The 18,932-nt window shown below is 51.4% G+C and carries 19 protein-coding genes and 1 other annotated feature; of the genes, 5 read left to right on the top strand and 14 right to left on the bottom strand.

Features of this window, described 5'->3' with window-relative positions; genetic code table 11:
- The 7 genes from DWY25_RS09405 to DWY25_RS09375 form a co-directional block, all read right to left on the bottom strand.
- Positions 1–660, bottom strand: a complete 660-nt coding sequence (locus DWY25_RS09405; protein WP_117895018.1) for an aspartate/glutamate racemase family protein — start codon at positions 658–660, stop codon at positions 1–3.
- Positions 657–1,322 carry a class II aldolase/adducin family protein gene (locus DWY25_RS09400; protein ID WP_006058437.1) on the bottom strand — a complete coding sequence of 222 codons (666 nt, stop codon included), beginning with the start codon at positions 1,320–1,322 and terminating at the stop codon, positions 657–659. Before DWY25_RS09400 ends, DWY25_RS09405 begins: the two co-directional genes overlap by 4 nt.
- 96 nt (positions 1,323–1,418) lie before the next feature.
- Positions 1,419–2,798 carry a PTS galactitol transporter subunit IIC gene (locus DWY25_RS09395; RefSeq protein ID WP_006058438.1) on the bottom strand — a complete coding sequence of 460 codons (1,380 nt, stop codon included), beginning with the start codon at positions 2,796–2,798 and terminating at the stop codon, positions 1,419–1,421.
- 25 nt (positions 2,799–2,823) lie between these two features.
- Positions 2,824–3,108, bottom strand: a complete 285-nt coding sequence (locus DWY25_RS09390) for a PTS sugar transporter subunit IIB (protein WP_006058439.1) — start codon at positions 3,106–3,108, stop codon at positions 2,824–2,826.
- 55 nt (positions 3,109–3,163) lie between these two features.
- The gene (locus DWY25_RS09385) at positions 3,164–3,637 is read right to left on the bottom strand and encodes a PTS sugar transporter subunit IIA (RefSeq protein ID WP_006058440.1); all 474 of its coding nucleotides are present in this window, start codon (positions 3,635–3,637) and stop codon (positions 3,164–3,166) included.
- A 1-nt stretch (position 3,638) separates the two neighbouring features.
- Positions 3,639–5,684 (bottom strand): BglG family transcription antiterminator, encoded by a 2,046-nt coding sequence (locus DWY25_RS09380; protein WP_117895017.1) that lies wholly within the window; start codon positions 5,682–5,684, stop codon positions 3,639–3,641.
- 239 nt (positions 5,685–5,923) lie between these two features.
- Positions 5,924–7,198, bottom strand: coding sequence for a four-carbon acid sugar kinase family protein (locus DWY25_RS09375; RefSeq protein ID WP_117895016.1), 1,275 nt, complete (start codon positions 7,196–7,198; stop codon positions 5,924–5,926).
- A gap of 143 nt (positions 7,199–7,341) precedes the next feature.
- On the opposite strand from DWY25_RS09375, the gene DWY25_RS09370 reads away from it, so the two are divergent.
- The gene (locus DWY25_RS09370) at positions 7,342–8,136 is read left to right on the top strand and encodes a sugar phosphate isomerase/epimerase family protein (RefSeq protein WP_181981771.1); all 795 of its coding nucleotides are present in this window, start codon (positions 7,342–7,344) and stop codon (positions 8,134–8,136) included.
- Positions 8,137–8,185: 49 nt separating this feature from the next.
- Here DWY25_RS09370 and gluQRS read toward each other — a convergent pair whose 3' ends face one another.
- The 5 genes from gluQRS to ispF form a co-directional block, all read right to left on the bottom strand.
- Positions 8,186–9,133: a tRNA glutamyl-Q(34) synthetase GluQRS gene (gene gluQRS, locus DWY25_RS09365; protein WP_117895014.1), complete on the bottom strand. Its 948-nt coding sequence runs from the start codon at positions 9,131–9,133 to the stop codon at positions 8,186–8,188.
- A gap of 262 nt (positions 9,134–9,395) precedes the next feature.
- Positions 9,396–10,250 carry an anti-sigma-V factor rsiV gene (locus DWY25_RS09360; protein WP_117895013.1) on the bottom strand — a complete coding sequence of 285 codons (855 nt, stop codon included), beginning with the start codon at positions 10,248–10,250 and terminating at the stop codon, positions 9,396–9,398.
- Positions 10,251–10,253: 3 nt separating this feature from the next.
- The gene (locus DWY25_RS09355; RefSeq protein WP_117895012.1) at positions 10,254–10,748 is read right to left on the bottom strand and encodes a sigma-70 family RNA polymerase sigma factor; all 495 of its coding nucleotides are present in this window, start codon (positions 10,746–10,748) and stop codon (positions 10,254–10,256) included.
- Between the two features lie 295 nt (positions 10,749–11,043).
- Entirely contained in the window at positions 11,044–11,343 is a 300-nt protein-coding gene (locus tag DWY25_RS09350; protein ID WP_006058448.1) for a hypothetical protein, read from the bottom strand.
- Entirely contained in the window at positions 11,340–11,822 is a 483-nt protein-coding gene (gene ispF, locus DWY25_RS09345) for a 2-C-methyl-D-erythritol 2,4-cyclodiphosphate synthase (RefSeq protein ID WP_117895011.1), read from the bottom strand. The genes DWY25_RS09350 and ispF overlap by 4 nt, the downstream gene beginning before the upstream one ends.
- A gap of 394 nt (positions 11,823–12,216) precedes the next feature.
- Here ispF and DWY25_RS09340 point away from each other — a divergent pair, with 394 nt between their 5' ends.
- The 4 genes from DWY25_RS09340 (at position 12,217) to brnQ (ending at position 15,995) form a co-directional block, all read left to right on the top strand.
- A complete protein-coding gene (locus DWY25_RS09340; RefSeq protein WP_039864070.1) occupies positions 12,217–12,420 on the top strand; it encodes a helix-turn-helix transcriptional regulator in 204 nt (67 codons plus the stop codon).
- Positions 12,417–12,845, top strand: a complete 429-nt coding sequence (locus DWY25_RS09335) for a hypothetical protein (RefSeq protein ID WP_117895010.1) — start codon at positions 12,417–12,419, stop codon at positions 12,843–12,845. Before DWY25_RS09340 ends, DWY25_RS09335 begins: the two co-directional genes overlap by 4 nt.
- A gap of 189 nt (positions 12,846–13,034) precedes the next feature.
- Positions 13,035–13,904: a carbohydrate kinase family protein gene (locus tag DWY25_RS09330; RefSeq protein ID WP_181981770.1), complete on the top strand. Its 870-nt coding sequence runs from the start codon at positions 13,035–13,037 to the stop codon at positions 13,902–13,904.
- 499 nt (positions 13,905–14,403) lie between these two features.
- Positions 14,404–14,638: a binding site (T-box leader), on the top strand.
- A 40-nt stretch (positions 14,639–14,678) separates the two neighbouring features.
- Positions 14,679–15,995, top strand: a complete 1,317-nt coding sequence (gene brnQ, locus DWY25_RS09325; protein ID WP_117895008.1) for a branched-chain amino acid transport system II carrier protein — start codon at positions 14,679–14,681, stop codon at positions 15,993–15,995.
- 186 nt (positions 15,996–16,181) lie between these two features.
- On the opposite strand, the gene DWY25_RS09320 is transcribed toward brnQ, so the two are convergent.
- Both DWY25_RS09320 and DWY25_RS09315 read right to left on the bottom strand, forming a co-directional pair.
- Positions 16,182–17,645: a tetratricopeptide repeat protein gene (locus DWY25_RS09320; RefSeq protein ID WP_117895007.1), complete on the bottom strand. Its 1,464-nt coding sequence runs from the start codon at positions 17,643–17,645 to the stop codon at positions 16,182–16,184.
- A gap of 62 nt (positions 17,646–17,707) precedes the next feature.
- A complete protein-coding gene (locus tag DWY25_RS09315) occupies positions 17,708–18,736 on the bottom strand; it encodes a diguanylate cyclase domain-containing protein (RefSeq protein WP_117895006.1) in 1,029 nt (342 codons plus the stop codon).
- Positions 18,737–18,932 lie beyond the last annotated feature (196 nt).

The raw sequence follows: 18,932 nt of genomic DNA, 5'->3' as shown, positions 1-18,932 counted from the left end.
TTATTCCTGCCTTTCCGCAATCGGGATCAACTGACGCACGCCGGCTTCCAGCGAAGCCAGCACCGGGACGGCCAAGGTCTTGCACAACGGCAGTAAAATCGCCATGCTTCCCTGCGCCATCACCACGACGTCATTTTCTCCGGCTGCTTTTTGAATTGTATCAAAAACCATCCGGTTGTGTCCTTCCTGATCCTGGGTTTCCATCAGATACGCCAGCGCGCCGGGAACCAGATACTCTTGAACCGTCACAGTCCGGTTCTGCTTTAGTGCCTCGGCCTCGATCAGCCGCCGGCTGGGCGGCAGCGTCGTTTCCACCGTCGCGACCAAACCGATCCGCGGTCCGGTTTCGACCGCTTGCTTCGCCATCGGTTCGTCGATTTTGAAATAGGGAATCCGCAGGCATGACCGCGCGACGTCGACCGCTTCAGAAACTGAGGAACACTGGTTCAGGATGGCGCCGCAGCCCATCTCCTGCGCCATCAGCGCGTAACGGACAATCCGGGAGGTAACCGCCTCCGTGAGATGGCCTGCCTTCATGACATCGTTGAGCAAACTGTCGTCAACGATGTTGACCATCTCCACCTCCGGCAGCCATTGCTTAAACAAGGCTTTGATCGGATTCAGCGTTACAGGTCCGGTGTGGATCACCGCGATCTTCATGCTTTCTTCTCCCGATGGAATTTGCAGTACCGCTCAAACGAACCCGCTTTGTATTCTTCCGGAAAACGATAAGGCGTGCCGATCGCCCGGATCAAAAATAATGAATAACAGGTTTTTTCCACAATCTCAGCGACAGTCATCGCCATCTGCATATCACCGCCGACGCAGCAGGAGCCATGATTGCGCATCAGAACCCCGGCCAGTTCACCGAGCTGATCACGGACCGCCTCCGCCAGTTCATCGCTGCCCGGCGGCGCAAAAGCTGCGATTTTCAAATCACCGCCCAAGTAGTTAGCCGCTTCAATATCCAGCGCCAGCATTTCCTCAATTCCTTCGATGGAGGCGTAAGCGGTGGCATACGTCGAATGTACATGAACAACGGCGTTGACGTCCGGCCGGTTCTTGAAGATATAGCGGTGCAAGTTGTGTTCGATCGACGGTTTCCATTTACCTTCCACTACATGGCCGTCCATATCTATGACGACTAAGTCCTCTTCCGTTAACCGATTATAATCCATTGAAGTCGGGGTGATAACGAATCGGTCTTCCCCCAAAACGCGGGCGCTGATGTTGCCGGCAGTGCCGACGGTGAAGTTCTTCTCGCAGGTCAGACGGCAGCCCTTGAGCACTTCCTGTTTTGCTTGTTTCAATGCTTCGCTCATGTTTGAGTCCTCCTTTGAAAAGGAAACAAAGGCAAGCTGACTTTGTTTCCTTGTTTCATTTGCTGAATACCGCAGGTTGAATCTGATTTTGATTCTCTACTGAATCTCGGATGAAGCCTGCGCTTGTTCTTCCTGTTCCATTAACGCGTCTTCCTTTTTCAGCCAGCGTGTATACAGAACCCAGCAGGTTCCCCATACGACTGCGACGATCAACGGCAGGAAGTTGCCCTGCAGGAAAGCGAACAGCTGTGTCGCGTAGGTGAAAACCGGAGCGTTAATTGAGGAATTGGAAATCAGTTCTCCAGCCGCCAGTTCAACGGCGCCTGTCTGCATCGCCAGCTGCGACATATACGGAGCGATCGCGGTTCCGACATACAGGAAGACCGGAGCGCCGATCGCGCACAGAATCAGCATCCGCGGCACGTTGCCCTTGGTGACGATCCAGGCCGGAACGGCCAGCGACAGATTGATAACGCCGGCAAACGGAAGCAGATTGTTGCCTGGCAAAATAAACGAATAGATAACCAGCATCGGCACAATCGCGATGACGGCGATCCAGATTTCATTCGCACCACCTAAGTACGGCCAGTCCAAACCGACATACAGCTCGCGGTCCTTAAAGCGCTTCTGCATATACGCCTGCACCGCCTCGCTGATCGGCGCCAGCGCCTGCATGAACAGCTTCGTGACCATCGGGAACAGTGTCATCGCCGTGCCCGCAACCAATCCCAGCTTGAGGATATTGACGATGTCATACCGGCCGATAATGCCGAACACGCAGCCCAGGATGAAACCCAGCACATGATTTTCCGCAAAAATACCGATCTTGTCGCGCAGCTGAGCGACGCCGAATTCTTTATTCAAGAACGGAATCTTCCGCAGAATCATATCAAACGGCCACAGAATGCAGCTGAAGAACAGTGTTCTGTGAGAACAGGTAACGCCTGGAATTCCTGACATTTTCTGCAGACGTTTCTGATGCGCGTCGCTCGACCACAATTCCAGAACGATCTGAATCGAAGCGACGACAAATGCCAGTACGACGGAATTGGTTGTCCCCATCACGATGACCGCGGTAAAGATTTTACCCCAGACATTCCACAGGTCGGCGTTGAACGTCTTTGTTTTCCCCAGTGCCAGAAGCAGGATATTAATTCCGATCTGCAGCGGGAACATCGCAAAGGCATACGGCCAGGCCCATGAGATAACGGACATTGTTGTCCAGCCGCCGTCCATGATGGAAAGCTGAACGCCGGTGGCTTTGATCATCGCTTCCGCGACCGGCGTGATCGCTCCGCGCATAAAATTGATAACCTCGCTCATGCCGGTAAAAGCAATGCCCAAAAGCAAGCCGGCGGAGATAGCGTCCTTCGGTTTCATCTTGACGATCAGCCCCGCGATGATCATGATGATCGGCACAAAAACAGAAGCGCCGAAGCCTAAAATCCAGTTGATTAAATCCTGAAACATTTGCATTATTTTCCACTCCCTCCTGGTTGGACTACCGCTTCAGATCCGTGATGATCTTCTGCAGTTCTTCTTCTTGTTTCATCCCCGTCAAAAACGCGATGCCGTTATAAACCGGCACTTTATAATCCTTCAGCGGACGGGTGATGTACACATAGCCCGCCACATCCGGGCCGGCCAGATAACGGTCCAGTGATTTCATATCCACGGCTTCCACCGTGCAGGAACAGCCTCTTTCCTTCAACAGCCGGCTCAGCTTACTGGCGACAGTTTGGGATGTCGCGACGCCGCTGCCGCAGGCAACGATCAATTTTTTCATAAATTCTCCTTTTTCACACAATGCGTTGTTTTCTGAATCAGCGGAAATGAGCGAATCATTCCAGATTGCCGATCTCCGCACAGGCCAGCCGGTAACATTCCTCGACATTTTCCGCCTTTAACAGCTGGTCTGGAAAATCCGTGCCGGAAAACAGATCCATCAGCTTCTGCAGCAGGCGGATGTGATATTCGCTGTGATGATGGAATCCCAGCAGGAACACGGCTTTCACCGCAATGACTTCCTCGGATACCATCTGTTTCCACAAAAGCTTGTCCCGCAGCCGGATCACGGCCACGAACGGTTTTATAATGTGTTCCGGGTCGGTATGCGGAATCGCGATCGGAAAGGGTTCCGTCGGCAAAGCCGTCGGATATTTTCCCTCCCGTTCCTCGATTGCCTGTAAAAAGCTGGCCTGTACAAAACCCTTTTCGTAAAGTTGTTGAAAGAGAGATTCAAACAGGTCGTGCTGACTCGTATACGTCGGATCCAGGTAAATCAGATCGCGGTAAATCATCGGTTCTTTCTGCATCTTATCCCTCCTTCCCAATCAAGACTGCCCGCAAGGCGTCCGCGTCAGCCGCCCTGCGGATCCGAGCCAGGCCTTCCGGCTCCGATACCCGTTCGTTAAACTGCGATAAAGCTTTCAGATGATTCTGGAAATCAACCGTTGCCAGAATCAGGATGATATCGGCTTGCAGATAGTCGTGAATAGCGATCTTATGCGGCAGCCGGACCAGACTCATGCACGTTTCGTTGACGCCGGCGTCAATCGCAGCATGGGCGATGATTACTCCGTCCGCAACCATGATGTAGGGTCGCTGAATCAGGATCTGACGGATCATCGTCTGAAGATAGCGTTCCTGAATCAGGCCTTTTTCCAGCAGCGGTCTGGCGCCCAGACTCACCGCCTCTTTCCAGTCAGTCACCTCCGCCAGCATCACATGTCCCGGAACCAACAGATCAGCCAGATCCGGCTGCGCCGGATTTTTCGCAGCCGGCAGTTTTTCATTTTGCCGATACAGCAGCCGGCTCAGGCCTTTGCGTAATTCTTCCTTGTTTTCCACCTTGGCGTACTGCTCGATCACATCCATATAATCGTCCACCTCGTTGACCTGAAGATTGAATCCGGCCAGATACATCTGGACCTGATGGGCAAAGCTCTGCTTTTCCGGCTCGCTCATCATCGGCTGCAGCACAAACGTCTTCACCGGCACTTCCAGCGGCACAGTGGAGAAGATCAGATCACATTCGATCTTCTGATTGCGGAATTCCCGGACGGAGTAAACGCCGCCGAAATCAAGCTGGGGAAGCAGGTCCTTCAGTTCCAGATACATGTAGCTGGAAATCGCCACGCCATTTTCACAGACGAAGATCGCGCGGGGATTCGCCGCCGCCTGATCCATCTGCTTTTCCCGCCGCAGCCAGCCGCCGTAAAGAATCGTGATAAACCCGATCTCTTCCTCGGGAATCGGTTTGTTGAGCGTCTTTTCCAGCGGATAGATCGACCGCCGGGTCAGATCGAACAGATAGGTATAGCGGTTTTTGATCGCTTCGAGCATTTCATTTTCAATGTGAAAGTCGTAGAGGATCCGGTAATAAGCTGCTTTCCAATGCTGAAAGATGTAATCGACCAACTGTTCCTTGTGATTAAAGCGAATGCAGCTGACTGTTTCAAAAGCTTCGATCATTTCATAAACGGACAGATAAATATCCATATCCTTCGCATCGTGGTTGTCGGACATAAACCGGAAGTTTGAAGTCAATAACAACAAGGTCAGATACAAGTATTCCTCATCCGGGCAGGTATTCACATTGGACAACAGATCCCGCGCCACCTCATATTCCCGTGTGTGACGGAAGGAATGCGCGCTGACTTCAAAGTCTTCAATGATCTGTCCCTGCTGGATGCGGCGGAAGACGATCGTTAAAAAATACGGCAGAAACTTCATCACTTGATCGGTAAACCGGATTTTCAGCTGCTTCTCAATCAGATTCAGCTGACGGTCCAGCGTTTGAATCTGTTCCGGACGGATCTGGAGAATGCGGTTGAGGCGCGGACTTTCCAGCTGATTGATGACGCTGTTGAGCGCTTCGCTAAGCAGCTGGCGGCGGTTAAATTCGCGGCCGGTCAGCTGATATCCGAATTCCCGGGAATAGCGCAGTTCCAGATTAAACCGGCGTATCAGGATCTGAAGTTGTTTCAAGGTACTCAAAGCGGTGTTCTTGGAGATTTCCAGAATCGAAACGAAGTGATTCAGCGTCACGTCCTGCATTCCCAGTAGAATCAGGATACTGATCTGCAGGCGCTCCTCATGCGAATAGACATAGCCGCTTTCCGGTTCAGCCTTCTGCGTAAACAGCTTCACCGAAGCTTGTTCATTCAGAATGAAGCCGCCCTGCTTTGTCCGCTGGATGACCGGCAGATGTTCCCATTGCAGCCAGGCGTTGATCTTCCGCATCGAGTAGTTTAATTGTTTGCGGGAAAGGCCCAGCATTTTTTCAATGTCGCTGCTTTTGATCATCGGGTTTTGTCGAATCAACATTACGATCTGGGTACTCCGTTTATCCAATATCAAGGCTTTCCCTCCTTTCCGACCCCCGCCTTGGATGATTCCATTATAGCGGCGGGAGAATTTTGCTGCCGGGCGGTTGATCCCGGATTTGGGGTCAGGCTGTACCCCGGAATTGGTCTGTCAGCGAAACAAGAAACAGCTTCGCCCTTGTTTTTCTGATAAGGCCCCGGCGATCTTTCGCTCACGGCGTTATTCGCGGATTAAAGCGCAATTGTCTTAAAACCCTTCCCACAGGGTCTTGCTTAACGATGGCGCAGGTAGTCCGCCGCGCTGATAAAGAAAGAATCAGAACCGAAGCTGCCCGATTTCAGGATGAAAAGCAAGGGGCCGCAATCGCTGTAAGCAAAGGTGGAGCACAATCCGGGTTCCAGCTCGTCGACAATGTCCATCATCTCCATCTTCATGTGTTCGATAAACCGTGCGGAAGTATCTCCGCCCGCGGACAAAACCCGGGAAACGGAGTTGTCCTGAATCACATCGTGAACCAGACTGGCCAATGCTGATGAGAGTTCCTGCGCAGTCCGCGTTTCCGTCCAGCCACATTGCCGGCCCCGGTCTTTGGTCTGCCGCACCACGGCGGCGTCATTTTGAAAATAAACGAGCGGGATCAAGTCTTTGTCCAATGCGGCCTTCATTCGAGCTTTCGCCTGTTCTGCCTGACGCAAGGCGGTCTGCTTATCAAACAGTGCGAGCGGGTCAAGCACCACTGAACAGCTCTGCGGCGTCTGTTCAAACAGCTGGATCTGCTTGTGCGTCTGCGGCGTCAGACTGCCGGCTAAAATCATCGTTCTTGTTCCTAACGTCGGGAACGTTCGCGGCTGAGGCGCATGTTCCGCCCAATAAACGGCCAGTTCCTCAGCCAGTCCGCTGCCGCCCAGGAAGATTTTCTCCTGATGTACCGCGGCGGCGATGATTTTTAAGTCATCCTGCGTTTCCCCGTCAAAAATCAGATAGCTGCATTCTTGTTTCGACCGCTCGACGAAAGCTTTCAGCGCTTCAGGACCGCGGCGGATTTCCGCCAGCGTCGCGATCTTCGTTTTCCGTCGGGATTGTTCCTGAATGATCCGGGCCAGTTCCGATTCATAGATGGGATTCACCGGATCGCTGCGGAAGGGACTGTCCGCGATTTTCTGACCGTGGACATAATGAATTCCCTGGATCGTCTGCCGTCCGTTTTTGATAAAAGCGGCGCTGACAATGCCAAAATCTTCGCCGGTTTCATCGAACAGCGCGTCGAACTCCGCGCCGATGTTGCCGCGAAAAACTGAGCAGGTCTTCTTATAGAAACGTCCGCAGCCTTCCGCTTTCATTTGGGACGCAGCCTGCCTGACCTTGCGGTAAGCCGTTACAGACGAATCGAACCGCGAATCGGTATCTTGAATCAGAACCTCTGTATCCGCGGGAAAACGGCCGGCGGTCTTCTGCGTAATCCGCGTTATCAGGCCTTGTTTTGCCAACATCACGCCGATATCCTGCGCGCCGGTAATATCGTCTGCGATTATTCCTGTTTTAATCATTACAATCACCCTTTTTATCGTATGACACCCCAAGAGGGAATGCAATTTCAATGTCGGGGCAAGCGTTTGACAATATTTGGATTGAACGTCCGGGGGAAACTAAATCGGAATTTTATAATAAGGACCAGAAAAGGAGGTCTTTTATGAAATTAGGTTGTTGTACGACGATCGGGAACTACCGTCAGGTTTACGAAATGGGTTACGATTATATCGAATTGCCGGGTTTTGAGGTGGCGGCTCAGTCAGAGACGCAATGGCAGGCATTCCTGCAGGAAAAGAATGAGCTCGGCTTGCCCGTTCTCGGTTTTAACGCTTACAGCGCAGGCCAGCCGGCAATCGTCGGTCCCTCCTGCGACGATCAGGCCACTGCCGATTACGCGCGTCGGCTTGTTCAGCGGGGCGCACAGGCGGGGATCGTCAATCTGGGAATCGGGGCTCCGGCCGCCCGGAAACTACCCGCAACGTTTTCCCGCGATGAGGCCGCCCGTCAGCTGATTCGATTTTTACAGATCACTGCAGATATCGCCCGGCCTTACCATCAACAGGTCTTATTGGAAGCGCTGCATGACCAGTGCTGCGACTTGGGTCATGATCCGGTCGAAGCTTTGGCGTGGATTCAGGAAGCGAACCGGGATAACATCGGTCTGGTTCTGGATTTTTATCACAGCGCGGCGATGGGTCAGACCGTCGATGACCTGCGTCCGTTTGTTCCCTGGCTGCGGCACCTGCATTACAGTCAATGCGGCGATCATCTGTACCGTGGTTATCCCGACGCTTCAGATCTTCCCGCATTGCGGAAAATCCGCCACCTGATCCAGCAGGCAAACTACGATCTGACGTTCAGTCTGGAATCGGATAACGCTGATTTCATGCGCTGCGCCCAAACTTCGCTGACCTTGCTTCATCAGGTCTTCGACGAACCTAAATCAGAATTTTGACGCAAAAAAGCGACGCTGTTTCGGTACACAGACCGGCAGCGCCGCTTTTCTATCCCTTAGATTCAATTTCTGAAAAGTCCGCGGTTACGACGATCGGCTCACGCCTGACCTTTGACCAGGCAAACTCGCCGATCAACTCCCGCGCCGTGATCGGTTCAAAATCATCGCGCAGGCCCGTCATCCAGGCCAGCTTTCCGATCAGCTCCGGCGCGCTCCAACGTTGACGCAGCTCGCCCAGATCCAGCGCCTGATCCCGTTTGGATAACCGCTGCCCATGTTCGTTGATTAACAATGGAATGTGATAAAACTCAGGGACAGGCAAGCCAAGACAATGATAAAGATAGATCTGGCGGGGCGTGGACGATAACAGATCCATTCCCCGGACAACCTCGGTAATTCCCGTTAATCCATCGTCAATGACCACTGCCAGCTGATAGGCGAACACGCCGTCGGAACGCCGCACAATAAAATCACCGCAGGTCTGATCCAGCCGCGACACCCCCTGTCCCTGAAGTCCGTCCTTCAACGCAATGACCCGATCGTCCACCCGGATCCGCATTGCCGGCCGGCGGTTTTTTTCAAGCGCATATTTTTCCTGTTCGCTTAAATGCCGGCAGCGTCCGCTGTAGAGCAGTTCCCCATCTGTTCCGTGCGGAGCGCTGGCGCTGTGCAGATCTGCCCGGCTGCAGTAACAGGGATAAATCAATTGCTTCTCCCGCAGCTCGCTGAGCTTTTCTTCGTAGATTGCCGTGCGCTCACTCTGCCAGAGGGGCGTTTCATCCCAATCCAATCCCAGCCAGCGCAAATCATCCAGGATCTGTTCGGCATATGCGCGCCGGCTGCGCTGCGGATCCAGATCTTCAATCCGCAGCACCCAGGATCCTTGTTGAGAACGCGCAGACAGCCAGCTTAACAATGCCGCCGTCACATTGCCCAGATGCATCCGTCCGCTGGGACTGGGCGCAAACCGTCCCCGAACTCGTCCTTTTTCAACCATAACCTTCCCCGCTTCCTTTTCCTCACGATGTTCGCTTCCACTTATTTCCAATACCCTGCTTTCACCGCCGGTTCTGAATGTTTTTATGATAAAACTTTTCAACGCAAAAGTAAAACAGACCGTTCGTTCTGATCCGGTCTGCTTACTCTCTTCTTATTCCAGTTCTCTTCTTTCCCCTTTCTTCAGGGTTTGACATTCCTTTTTTCAGCTTTGATCTTTGCCATTATCGCAATGCCTGACTTCTATCTTGATAGCCAGCCGCTTACTTAAGTAATGGCAGATTCAGGACAAATTCCGGCGTTCCGCTGGATCCCGGTGCGATTTCATATTCATCGAAAACAACGACGACCTGACGGTTTTCATTGATATAAAACTTCTGATCGGCCTTCAAGCCTGGATAACCGCCTTCTTCACTGAAATCGAAGAACGAGGATGGATCTTCAGCCAGACGCTGTTCAATTTGAGTGCGGATTTGTTGATCTGCCGCTTCCAATTTATCCTGGCCTATCACTTTCGTCAGCGTCAGCTCCTGTCCGGTTTCCAAGTCCAGATTAAAGAAATAGCGCTGATCATATCCGCTGGCCATCGTGGTTGTCGTGTCGATTGAGAAGCTCAGCAGCGTTCCCTGATTGTAATGAATGTGATAATCCGCATAGAAGTCCACCGGATTGTAGGGTTCAGTTCTGCCTTCCGCCTGTTTCTTCAGTTCTTCGGCTTGTTCGCGCGCTTCAGCGGACAAATGATCCAGTTCCTCCTCAATCCGCTGATTAATCTGTTTCTCAAATTCCGCGTTGCCGCTGTTTTCAACTTTCGGTAGCGTGATGTGAATCACTTCGTTTGCGTCTTCCTTATCGATCTGCACGCCCGTCACGATCCGCAGAAATTCGCCGATCACCGGCAAATTCGCCACATTCTGCGCAAATACCGGCGACACGTGCATCATCAGGGTAAAACAAGCTGCCGCGGCCGCAAAACTGATCAAGCCCTTCAACCCCCAACGGGCTTTCCGCACCGGACTTTGCCCCTGAGCTATCGCCTGTTTCACACGCATCTCCAGCTGCGGGGGCAGCGGTTGGTTCTGATATTCTTCTTTTGCCTTTTTCCAAGGTTCCTGCATTTTCTACACCTCCTGTTTCAATTGTGCTTTCAGTAATTCCAGTCCCTTATAGACCTGGGATTTGATCGTATTGACATTGGTTTGCGTCGCCGCCGCAATCTCGTCGAATTTCATTTCTTCAAAGAAGCGCAGGATGATCACCGTCCGCAGCTTCGGCTCCAAAGCCATGACCGCTTGAAACAGATCGCTGTACTCCACCGGCGATGCATCCTGGGTATAGCCCTGATACTCCTGCAGCGATGCCTGGCGCTGACGCTGTGTGATCTGTCTCCGGCATGTGCCGTTGGCCTCATTGATGCAGATCCGCACTAACCACGTCCGGATATATTCCGGCTGCCGGAGCTGGCCGATCTGCGAATACGCCTTGACGATCGTTTCCTGAACGACATCCAGCGCCGCCTGTTCCTCTTTCACGATGGAAAACGCGATCCGATACAACATCGTTTGATGGTCCAGGATCGTTTTTTCCAATAATTTCTTTTTTTCTTCTTTGTTCATGAGTCCGCTCCTTCCGATCTAAAATCAGATTGCCGCCGCGATTATCACCTCCGATTTTAGAAAAAGATCTTTTTCCGGGTTCTGCTTAATTAGGTGCTCTAGCTGCGGAAAAAGTTGAAATCTACTCTTCTTTTTTTATCTTTTTAATTATTTCGTTTAAGGAAAACAAAAAACCCTCTTTTCCGCAGACAACCGGGATTCAGAAAAAGAGGGAATTCAGTTTACACTGAGGCTGGGAACGATCAACAACATCAGCGCTTTCCCAACTCCTGCCGCAAACGAAATGGAGTTTTGTCTATCGGAAAGCCTGGCGGCTGCGCATGACCAGAAAGGTCATGATGCTGGGATCGATCAGGTTCAACAGATTAAACGACAGATCGACATGGTTCAGAACATTGATCAGGAAAATCGTCGCACACATCGTCCAATATAAACGCAGCCCCAACAAACGCCCCTGCATCAAAAGCGTCAGGCACCAAAGACTGATCGCCGCGATTCCCAGCATCATCCAGGCCTGACTGAACAAGCTCTCAACCGCGATGATTGCGTTGTAAATCAGACTCAGCTGCAGCCAGAAACGACAGAATTTACTCATGCTTCCGCTTTCTCCAACAGGACGACGGCCTGCGCCAGCACGCCTTCTTCCCGGCCGACAAAGCCAAGCTTCTCTCCGCGCGTCGCCTTGACGTTGACCTGATCCTCCGCACAATGCAGTGCCTGCGCGATGTTTTGGCGCATCAGCGGAATATGCGGAGCCATTTTCGGGCGTTCAATCATGATCAGCGCGTCGACATTGCCAATGCGATAGCCTTTGCTTTCCATAAGCTTCGTTACCTGTTCCAGCAGAAGCAGGGAGCTGATCCCCTTGTATTGCGGATCGGTATCCGGGAAATGTTTTCCCAGATCCCCCTCGCCCAATGCCCCGATCACGGCTTCCGCGATTGCGTGAAGCAAGGCGTCAGCGTCGGAATGACCGACTAACCCCTTTGTATGTTCAATTTCAACACCGCCCAAAACTAAACGGCGGCCTTCCGCCAGCTGATGAATATCGCTTGACTGTCCAATTCTAAACATGCTTTATCCTTCTTTCTTTTGTGTTTTTAATGTCGATTCTCAGATCCAACTGCTGCTTTTTCAAAAATCCAGCTTGATTTCCCTGCCTGGGGAATGGGAAACGAATCCTTCTTTCTTTTATTATAAAGAATACGGCGTAAAATCACATCCTTTCTCTGAAATATTTTATAAGAACTTTTCCCTTCTATCCTTCTCCCTAGTTAAAAACTGAGCGCTAAAGATTAGAAAAGCAAGTCATCGAATGAATCATTTCCCAAAAACTGTCCACTTCATCTCAATCTCGTTTGTTCCGTTCATTCTCAATTCCAGAGATAAATGGAAAGCAAACTTGATATAGAAACAAGACGTGCTATACTATAATGGAAAGCAAGCTTTCCACGAATGGAGGAGGTTTATGAAGAACAGACTGGAGGCGCTGCGTAAAGCGCGCGGCATCAAACAGGAAGAATTAGCAGCCGCCCTGGAAGTTTCCCGGCAGACGATCGGCTCGCTGGAAAACGGCAGGTATAATCCGTCGATTTTGTTAGCTTTTAAAATTGCCCGTTATTTTGACGTCAGCATTGAAGAAGTTTTCATTTATGAGGAGGAATCAAAATGAAGAAAAGAAACGCGCTTCTGCTTACCGCAGCCGGATTACTTTTGATCGCCGCTGGTTTACTTCTGCTTCGCACATCTAATTTCTCCACCGATAACCTGCCGGCTCTGCCTTATCTTCTGATCGGCGTTGGCTGCGGCGTTTTCGGTCATGGCGCCGGTGCAGGAATCAGCCGGCATGCCTTGAAAAACGCGCCTGAGATTCAGAAGCAAATCGAAATTGATCAACGGGATGAACGCAACGTGCAGATCGCCAATCGGGCGAAAGGCAAAGCTTACGACGCGATGATCTTTATTTTCGGTGCTTTACTGGTATCGTTCGCGCTGATGAACACGGATCTCTTTGTCATCCTGTCCTTGGTCGCCGCCTATCTGTGCGTCGTCGGCATTTCAATTTACTATCGCGTCAAATTTGACAAAGAAATGTGAAGTCGCAAACAATCAGTCAGGCTCATGAAAAATACAGGATTTTTTCGAAATCCACAAAGGAAGCCGACCGCTTCCTTTTTTCTTTTAAATTCGAAATATTTTCGCGGAATTCCACGTTATTTCCGCACAGATTGACAGTTTTCTTTCCGCCGAGTTTCTGTTATCATGATGGAAAAGGATGTGGGAATCATGAATGGTGTCGCTGTGGTCGGAACCTCAATGATCGATCTTGTCGTGATCGGCCGTCAGGTTTTTGAAATGGAGCATTGCAACAAAGCCCAGATCGTGCGAAGCTTCGGCGGATCGATGCACAATGTCGCGTATAATTGCGGCTGTTTAGGGCTGGAAACACATTTTGTCAGTAAATTCGGGCGTGATGATGCCGGACTGGCAATCGTGAACGATCTGCAGAAAAAAACGTGTTTCGTTTACGGCCCGGTCGTCAACCAAAGCACGCCGGTTTTCATTTCGGCCTCCGATCCGGAAAAAGGTCTGTACTTTTCATCCATCCAGCCAGAATTTCTCTTCCATGGCGAGGGGGAAGATCTTCCTTACTGCGTCCTCTCGGAATGTACCTGGGGAATCACCGATCAGACTGATCCTTTGTTCTTAACGACGCTCTTAGCCAAAACGCCGCAGACGCATTGGATTTTCAGCGGTCAGATTCCGCCGGAGACCACGTTGGACAAATGGGAAGGAATCGTGCTCAACCGCGATGAAATGACAGCTTACGCCGGCTCAGTCCCGATGGCGCAGGCTGCGAAAGCGCTGTTAAAAAAAGGCGTCAGCTGGATTATTATCACCTTGGATAAGGATGGCGCGCTGTTAATCACGCTGGACGGCATCCGCCCCTATTCGGCGGAGAAGGACGGCGATTATCCGCTGGGCTGCGGCGACGCGTTTTTAAGCGGACTGCTCTTAGGTCTGACGCAAGACAAACCGATCGAGCATTGTCTGCATCCGGCTTTAGCCGCCGCGGCGATCGTGCTGCAAGAACCAGCCGCCTTGTCAGAAAAGCTATGTCAGCTGAAACCCCGGACCACTTCCGAACCCCAGTAAATCAGGGATCAGCCAACCAAAATGAGAATCAACCTAATTCAAATTTTTTCAAAAAAAGAACCTTTGGCGTTCTTTTTCTTTGCGAACAATATTTCCATCATATTCTTAAGGAGTTATTTCTTATTTTCCGCAATATTCATTGTGCAGGGTTTTGTTGCCCGCGGATGCCCGTCCGGATAGAATCGACTTTTGGCCTTTTCAATTCGATTCAAGCAGACAGATTTTTGTCGTCTGTCGTAAAAGGAGGGCAATTCTGATGGAATTTCAACCTTTCCTTTCATTCTTAAGTTAATTTTATTTTGATTGATGAAAGAAAAAATCGGAATTATCCCGCTTCTATTTCTTCTGTATGGCAATGTTAGAAGATTAAGACTATCTCCGCCAAAAAAATCATGAGACTAACCTCAGTTCTGATTGATTAATGGTAAATCATGACCTATATTTCGTCGATCTTCCACAAAATAATTGACATCCTGCGGAAATCGAATACAATCAGGGTATAGATTCGATGACAAGAATAAGTAGACGGAAATTTCTGAACCTCACCAGAGAGCCGGATCCAGGTGTAAGCCGGCAGGCAGATTTCCAGCCGAAGTCCTCTTGAAGAAGCCTTCTGAACTGACAGTAAGAAGTGCCGGACGCTGATCCCGTTAAAGACACAGCCCATTGACAGATGGGAAAAGAGCCGGAATTTTCCGGAATCAAGGTGGTACCGCGGTCAAGCCGTCCTTTGTTGGACGGTTTTTTTGTGGATCGAACAGAAAGGAGAGTTTTATGAAAAAATGTTCTAAAAAGAATCTGATCCTGCTGAGCCTGACGTTGTTTTCGATGTTTTTCGGGGCGGGCAATCTGATTTTTCCGCCCTTCCTGGGCCAAAATGCCGGGACGCAGAGTCTGCCGGCGTTAATTGGTTTTCTGATCACCGCGGTGGGTTTCCCGGTGCTGGGAATCGCCGTTGTTTCCCGCTTCAATGGTCTGGATGTTCTGGCTCAGAAGGTTCATGCCGGATTTGGACTGTTCTTCGCAGTTTTGATCTACCTGTCCATCGGACCGCTGCTGGCAACGCCGCGGACAGCCACGCTGCCCTTTGAGATGGCGATCCTGCCCTTGCTTCCGGAAAGCACTTCCCCGCAGCTTTCCCTTCTGTTGTTTACGAGCATATTTTTCCTGATCGCCTGGCTGCTTTCCCGCAATCCAAGCAAGCTGATCGACCGGCTTGGAAAGCTCCTGACGCCGACGCTGTTAGTGTTGATTGTGACCGTCTTTGCCGCCGCGCTGATGCATCCGTTAGGACAGCCGGCCCTGCCGCAGCCTGATTATGCGTCCGGGCCGTTAATCAAGGGATTTTTAGAAGGCTACCTGACGATGGACGCGCTGGCTGCCCTCAATTTCGGCATTGTCGTTTCTTTGAACATCCGCGCGCTGGGGATTGACGACGATCAGGAAGTCATGTCCACCAGTATGAAAGCCGGCTGTCTGGCGGGGTTGATTCTGGCGGTGATTTATATCATGTTAACACTGTTAGGCACTTCGCTTTCCGGCATGCCGATCGGCGCTAACGGCGCGCAGACGCTGACGCTGGCCGTCACTTCGCTGTTTGGCGAAAGCGGCCGCTGGGTCATGGCTTTGATCTTCCTGTTAGCCTGTATGACGACTTGCGTCGGCTTGTTAACCAGCTGCAGCGAATTCTTTTCTTCGCTGACGCCGAAAATCAACTATTCTCAATGGTTATTATTCCTGACGCTGTTCGCGCTGGGCGTTTCTAATTTTGGTTTATCGGCGATTCTGTCGATCTCCGTTCCAGTGCTGAATATGATTTATCCGATGGCGCTGGTTCTGATCCTGCTGGGGTTGGGCGATCCTTTATATCGGGATAACCGCCTGATCTATCCGCTGACCGTGTTCAGCACGGGCGTCGTCAGCGTTCTGACTGAGCTGGATACTTTGGGTTTACGAATTCCCGGACTGACCCAGCTGTTGGAAAATCTGCCGCTGGCCTCGCAGTCGCTGAGCTGGATCTGCGTGGCAATAGCGATGTTCGGCCTTTCGCTGATTCTGGGCAGAAGAAAGAGACCGACGCAAACACATTAGTTCAGAAACGAATTTTCTTTTCAAAGTTAAATATAAAAGGATGATTCCAAAACAGCTATTCAACAGCTTTGCTTCTGGCGATCATCCTTTTCTTTTGCGATTTTAATAAATTCGTTTCTTTCTTCTAATTTCTTTTTTATCTCGGCTTATCGAAAAGCGGCTTTAAAAGCTATCATATAAAGGCTTCTATTCCTCGTCGCTTTTCAACAAAATCCCGCCGACGTTCGTCCGGAAGGCCTGGAAAGCCGCCCAGGCGACCGGTGAAGTCTCGAACACCGCCACTGCGGCATCCAAAACGGCTTTGAGATCCCAGGCAATAAAATCAAGGTACCCGCAATTGATTCCCGATGCGCCGCCCAGCCAGGCTGCGGCATCTGTTCCGGCCTTTTCGCTGATTTTCGCCTCCAATTCATCACGGAAATCCAGGATCGCTTTCGCCCGGTCTTCCCCTTGGAAGCCATCGATCGGATAATAGAAGAAGCCAGCCGCGATCCCCTCTTTATGCAGATCATCCACCGCCTGTGTCATTCCCTGCAAATACTGCTGAATCAGTACCGGGCAGCATGTCGAACCGACCGTCACATCGCCGCGCACCTGTTTTAATCTTTCCTCGCTCGGTTCCATCCGGTAGGCGGTATAGCTGTTCAGTACGCGCGCAGGATCGCGATTCAGATCCAGTCCCAGCGCGCGCAAAGCTTCCGGCAGTTCCGCCAGCGTCATGCCCGCGTCACTTTGCGGCTGAGATACCAGCTTAACCTCGTCAATCACCGCCATTGCGGCGATTTCTCCCAACGTCTGGTCGATCAAAATAGACAAAATCCACCAAACCTGATTTTCATTTTCCGCCATGAGCCCCGCCAGCGACGGGCAGCTTATCGCCAGCGACACCGACTTTTCACGATGCTCCGTGATCCAGACCTGCACTTCATCGGCCGAGATTTCCTGTCCCGCAATCCGCAGCGCCGCTTTGGGCGCCGGCTGGCGGCCGACCATCACGTTCCAGTGTTTCTTCAGACTTTCAGGCATCTGCTTCTGATAATAATCCAGCGCGATCAAGCGTACCCGATCACCCTCGGGCGTTAAGATCAGATCATAATGATCCTGATTGCAGCCCATCTCAAAGGCGATCTCTGAAAATGCCGGATGAAGCAGCCTAGTCGTCTGACTGATGATTTCCTCACTCTCAATCCGGTTGCGCATCCTGACCCGCAGCACCTGTTCCTCACTTTCAAACAAGCGCCAGCTCTCCTGCACCCGTGTCCGGAACGGCTTTTCAAAGCGAGGCAGCGCTAACCGCCGGCGGCAATCCTCAATAAATGCCAGCGTATCCTCATCCCCCGGCCGGGCCTCCAGCGCTCTTTCAAAATAATTCAGCGCCGGTCCCTCCTGATCAAGATAATAATACGCGTACGCCATCCTGAAATTCCAGTTATGATCTTTTCCTAACGGCTCTTCGACCGTTTTTAATAACGCAATGGCTTTCTCAAAACTTGCCTGGTCATTACTATCCGCGGCGTTATTATACGCTTTCGCCAGTTCGCTGATCAGTTCGGGTGTGAGTTGGTTTTCTTCCAGCGCTTCGATCGCATGAATGATCTGACTGTATTGTTCGTTTTCGTTCCAGAGTTCGATCTGTTTCCCTAAATCCATGATTGTCATCCTCCTGAAGATCAGCGCCGCAGAAATCCGACTGCTTTGATCTCATTTCTTGCTTAATCGCGTTCTTCACGCTCTCCACAGAACCGCAGACAGCCCCGGCCGGCCGCCTTCGCCTGGTACAGCGCCTGATCGGCATGGAGCCAAAGCTGGTCAAACCGCCCGCCCTGCTGAGGAAAACGGGCAGCGCCCAGACTGGCACTGACGGGAAACGTCAGTCCTTTTTGCCGCCGAAGCTCTTCCCAGACCCGCTGCAGCTGCTCTGCTTCCTTCTCAATCGCCGTTGTTTGCAGAGCTGAGCTTCCGGCCTGTTCTTCCTTTAAATAGAGGATGAACTCATCCCCGCCAATCCGCCCGCTTAACGCCTGGGGAAAGACGGTTTGGATTGCCTGGCCCAACGTTTCCAGCACTTGATCGCCCAGCGGATGTCCGAATGTGTCGTTGATCTGCTTAAACCAGTCGATATCCAGCATGATCATGACTCCCGGATCCCCTTCCTGCATCGCCACCGTGATCTGCGTTTCGACCCAGCGACGGTTTAACAGCTGCGTCAGCGAATCATGCCGGGCATTGTATTCCATCTGCCGGTAGGATTCTTCCAGTGCGCGCGTCTTTTCTTCAACCAGCTGTTTCAGCTGGCGGTTGGATTGTTCCATTAAACGATGGGGGAAGAATTCATCCGCCCCTTGTTCGGGATCCGGAACGGACTGGTGAACATGCAGGACTCTCCATTCGTTGTTCATCGCGTGCAGCAGGATCGTAAAGCGGAACCGGCCGATAAATTCCAGCGGATTCCCCGTTTGTTCCCGAACCCGCAGCTCGCCGATCACCAGCACGCTGTCCGCGCTGATCCACTGGCTTTGAAACCATTGATCTTCAATAATAAAGGCTGTCGTGCGGGCGTCGATTTCCGCGGAAATTTTATTAACGAACTGTTCGAGATTCCGGCTGACCTCATGTTCCCCAGTACCGATCACGGTTGTCTCCGGTACGAAACAGTCGCCCAGGATCGTGTAATTTTGATTTTCCAGATATTCATGCCAGAGATACTGGCAGAAAGCTTCGGGGGACGGCAAATTTTTCATGCGATCAACTCCTTTTTAACGTGTTTTCGAACTTTGCTTATTCGTTCGGTTCCGGCAGAAGACCGGGGAAATGTAAATCGTTTGATCCAGACCGGATCCGTTCATTTTCTGAATCGGCTGTTTCTATTATAGCGAACTTCGGGTTAAAAGTCTTTACGCAGCGAACGCAAACCCACGGAAATCAACCGTTATTTTT

Origin of the sequence: Holdemania filiformis (assembly GCF_003459085.1) — a bacterium.
Lineage (GTDB): Bacteria > Bacillota_I > Bacilli_A > Erysipelotrichales > Erysipelotrichaceae > Holdemania > Holdemania filiformis.
Note: the sequence above shows the minus strand (reverse complement) of the source record. Positions and strands in the feature narration are given on the sequence as shown.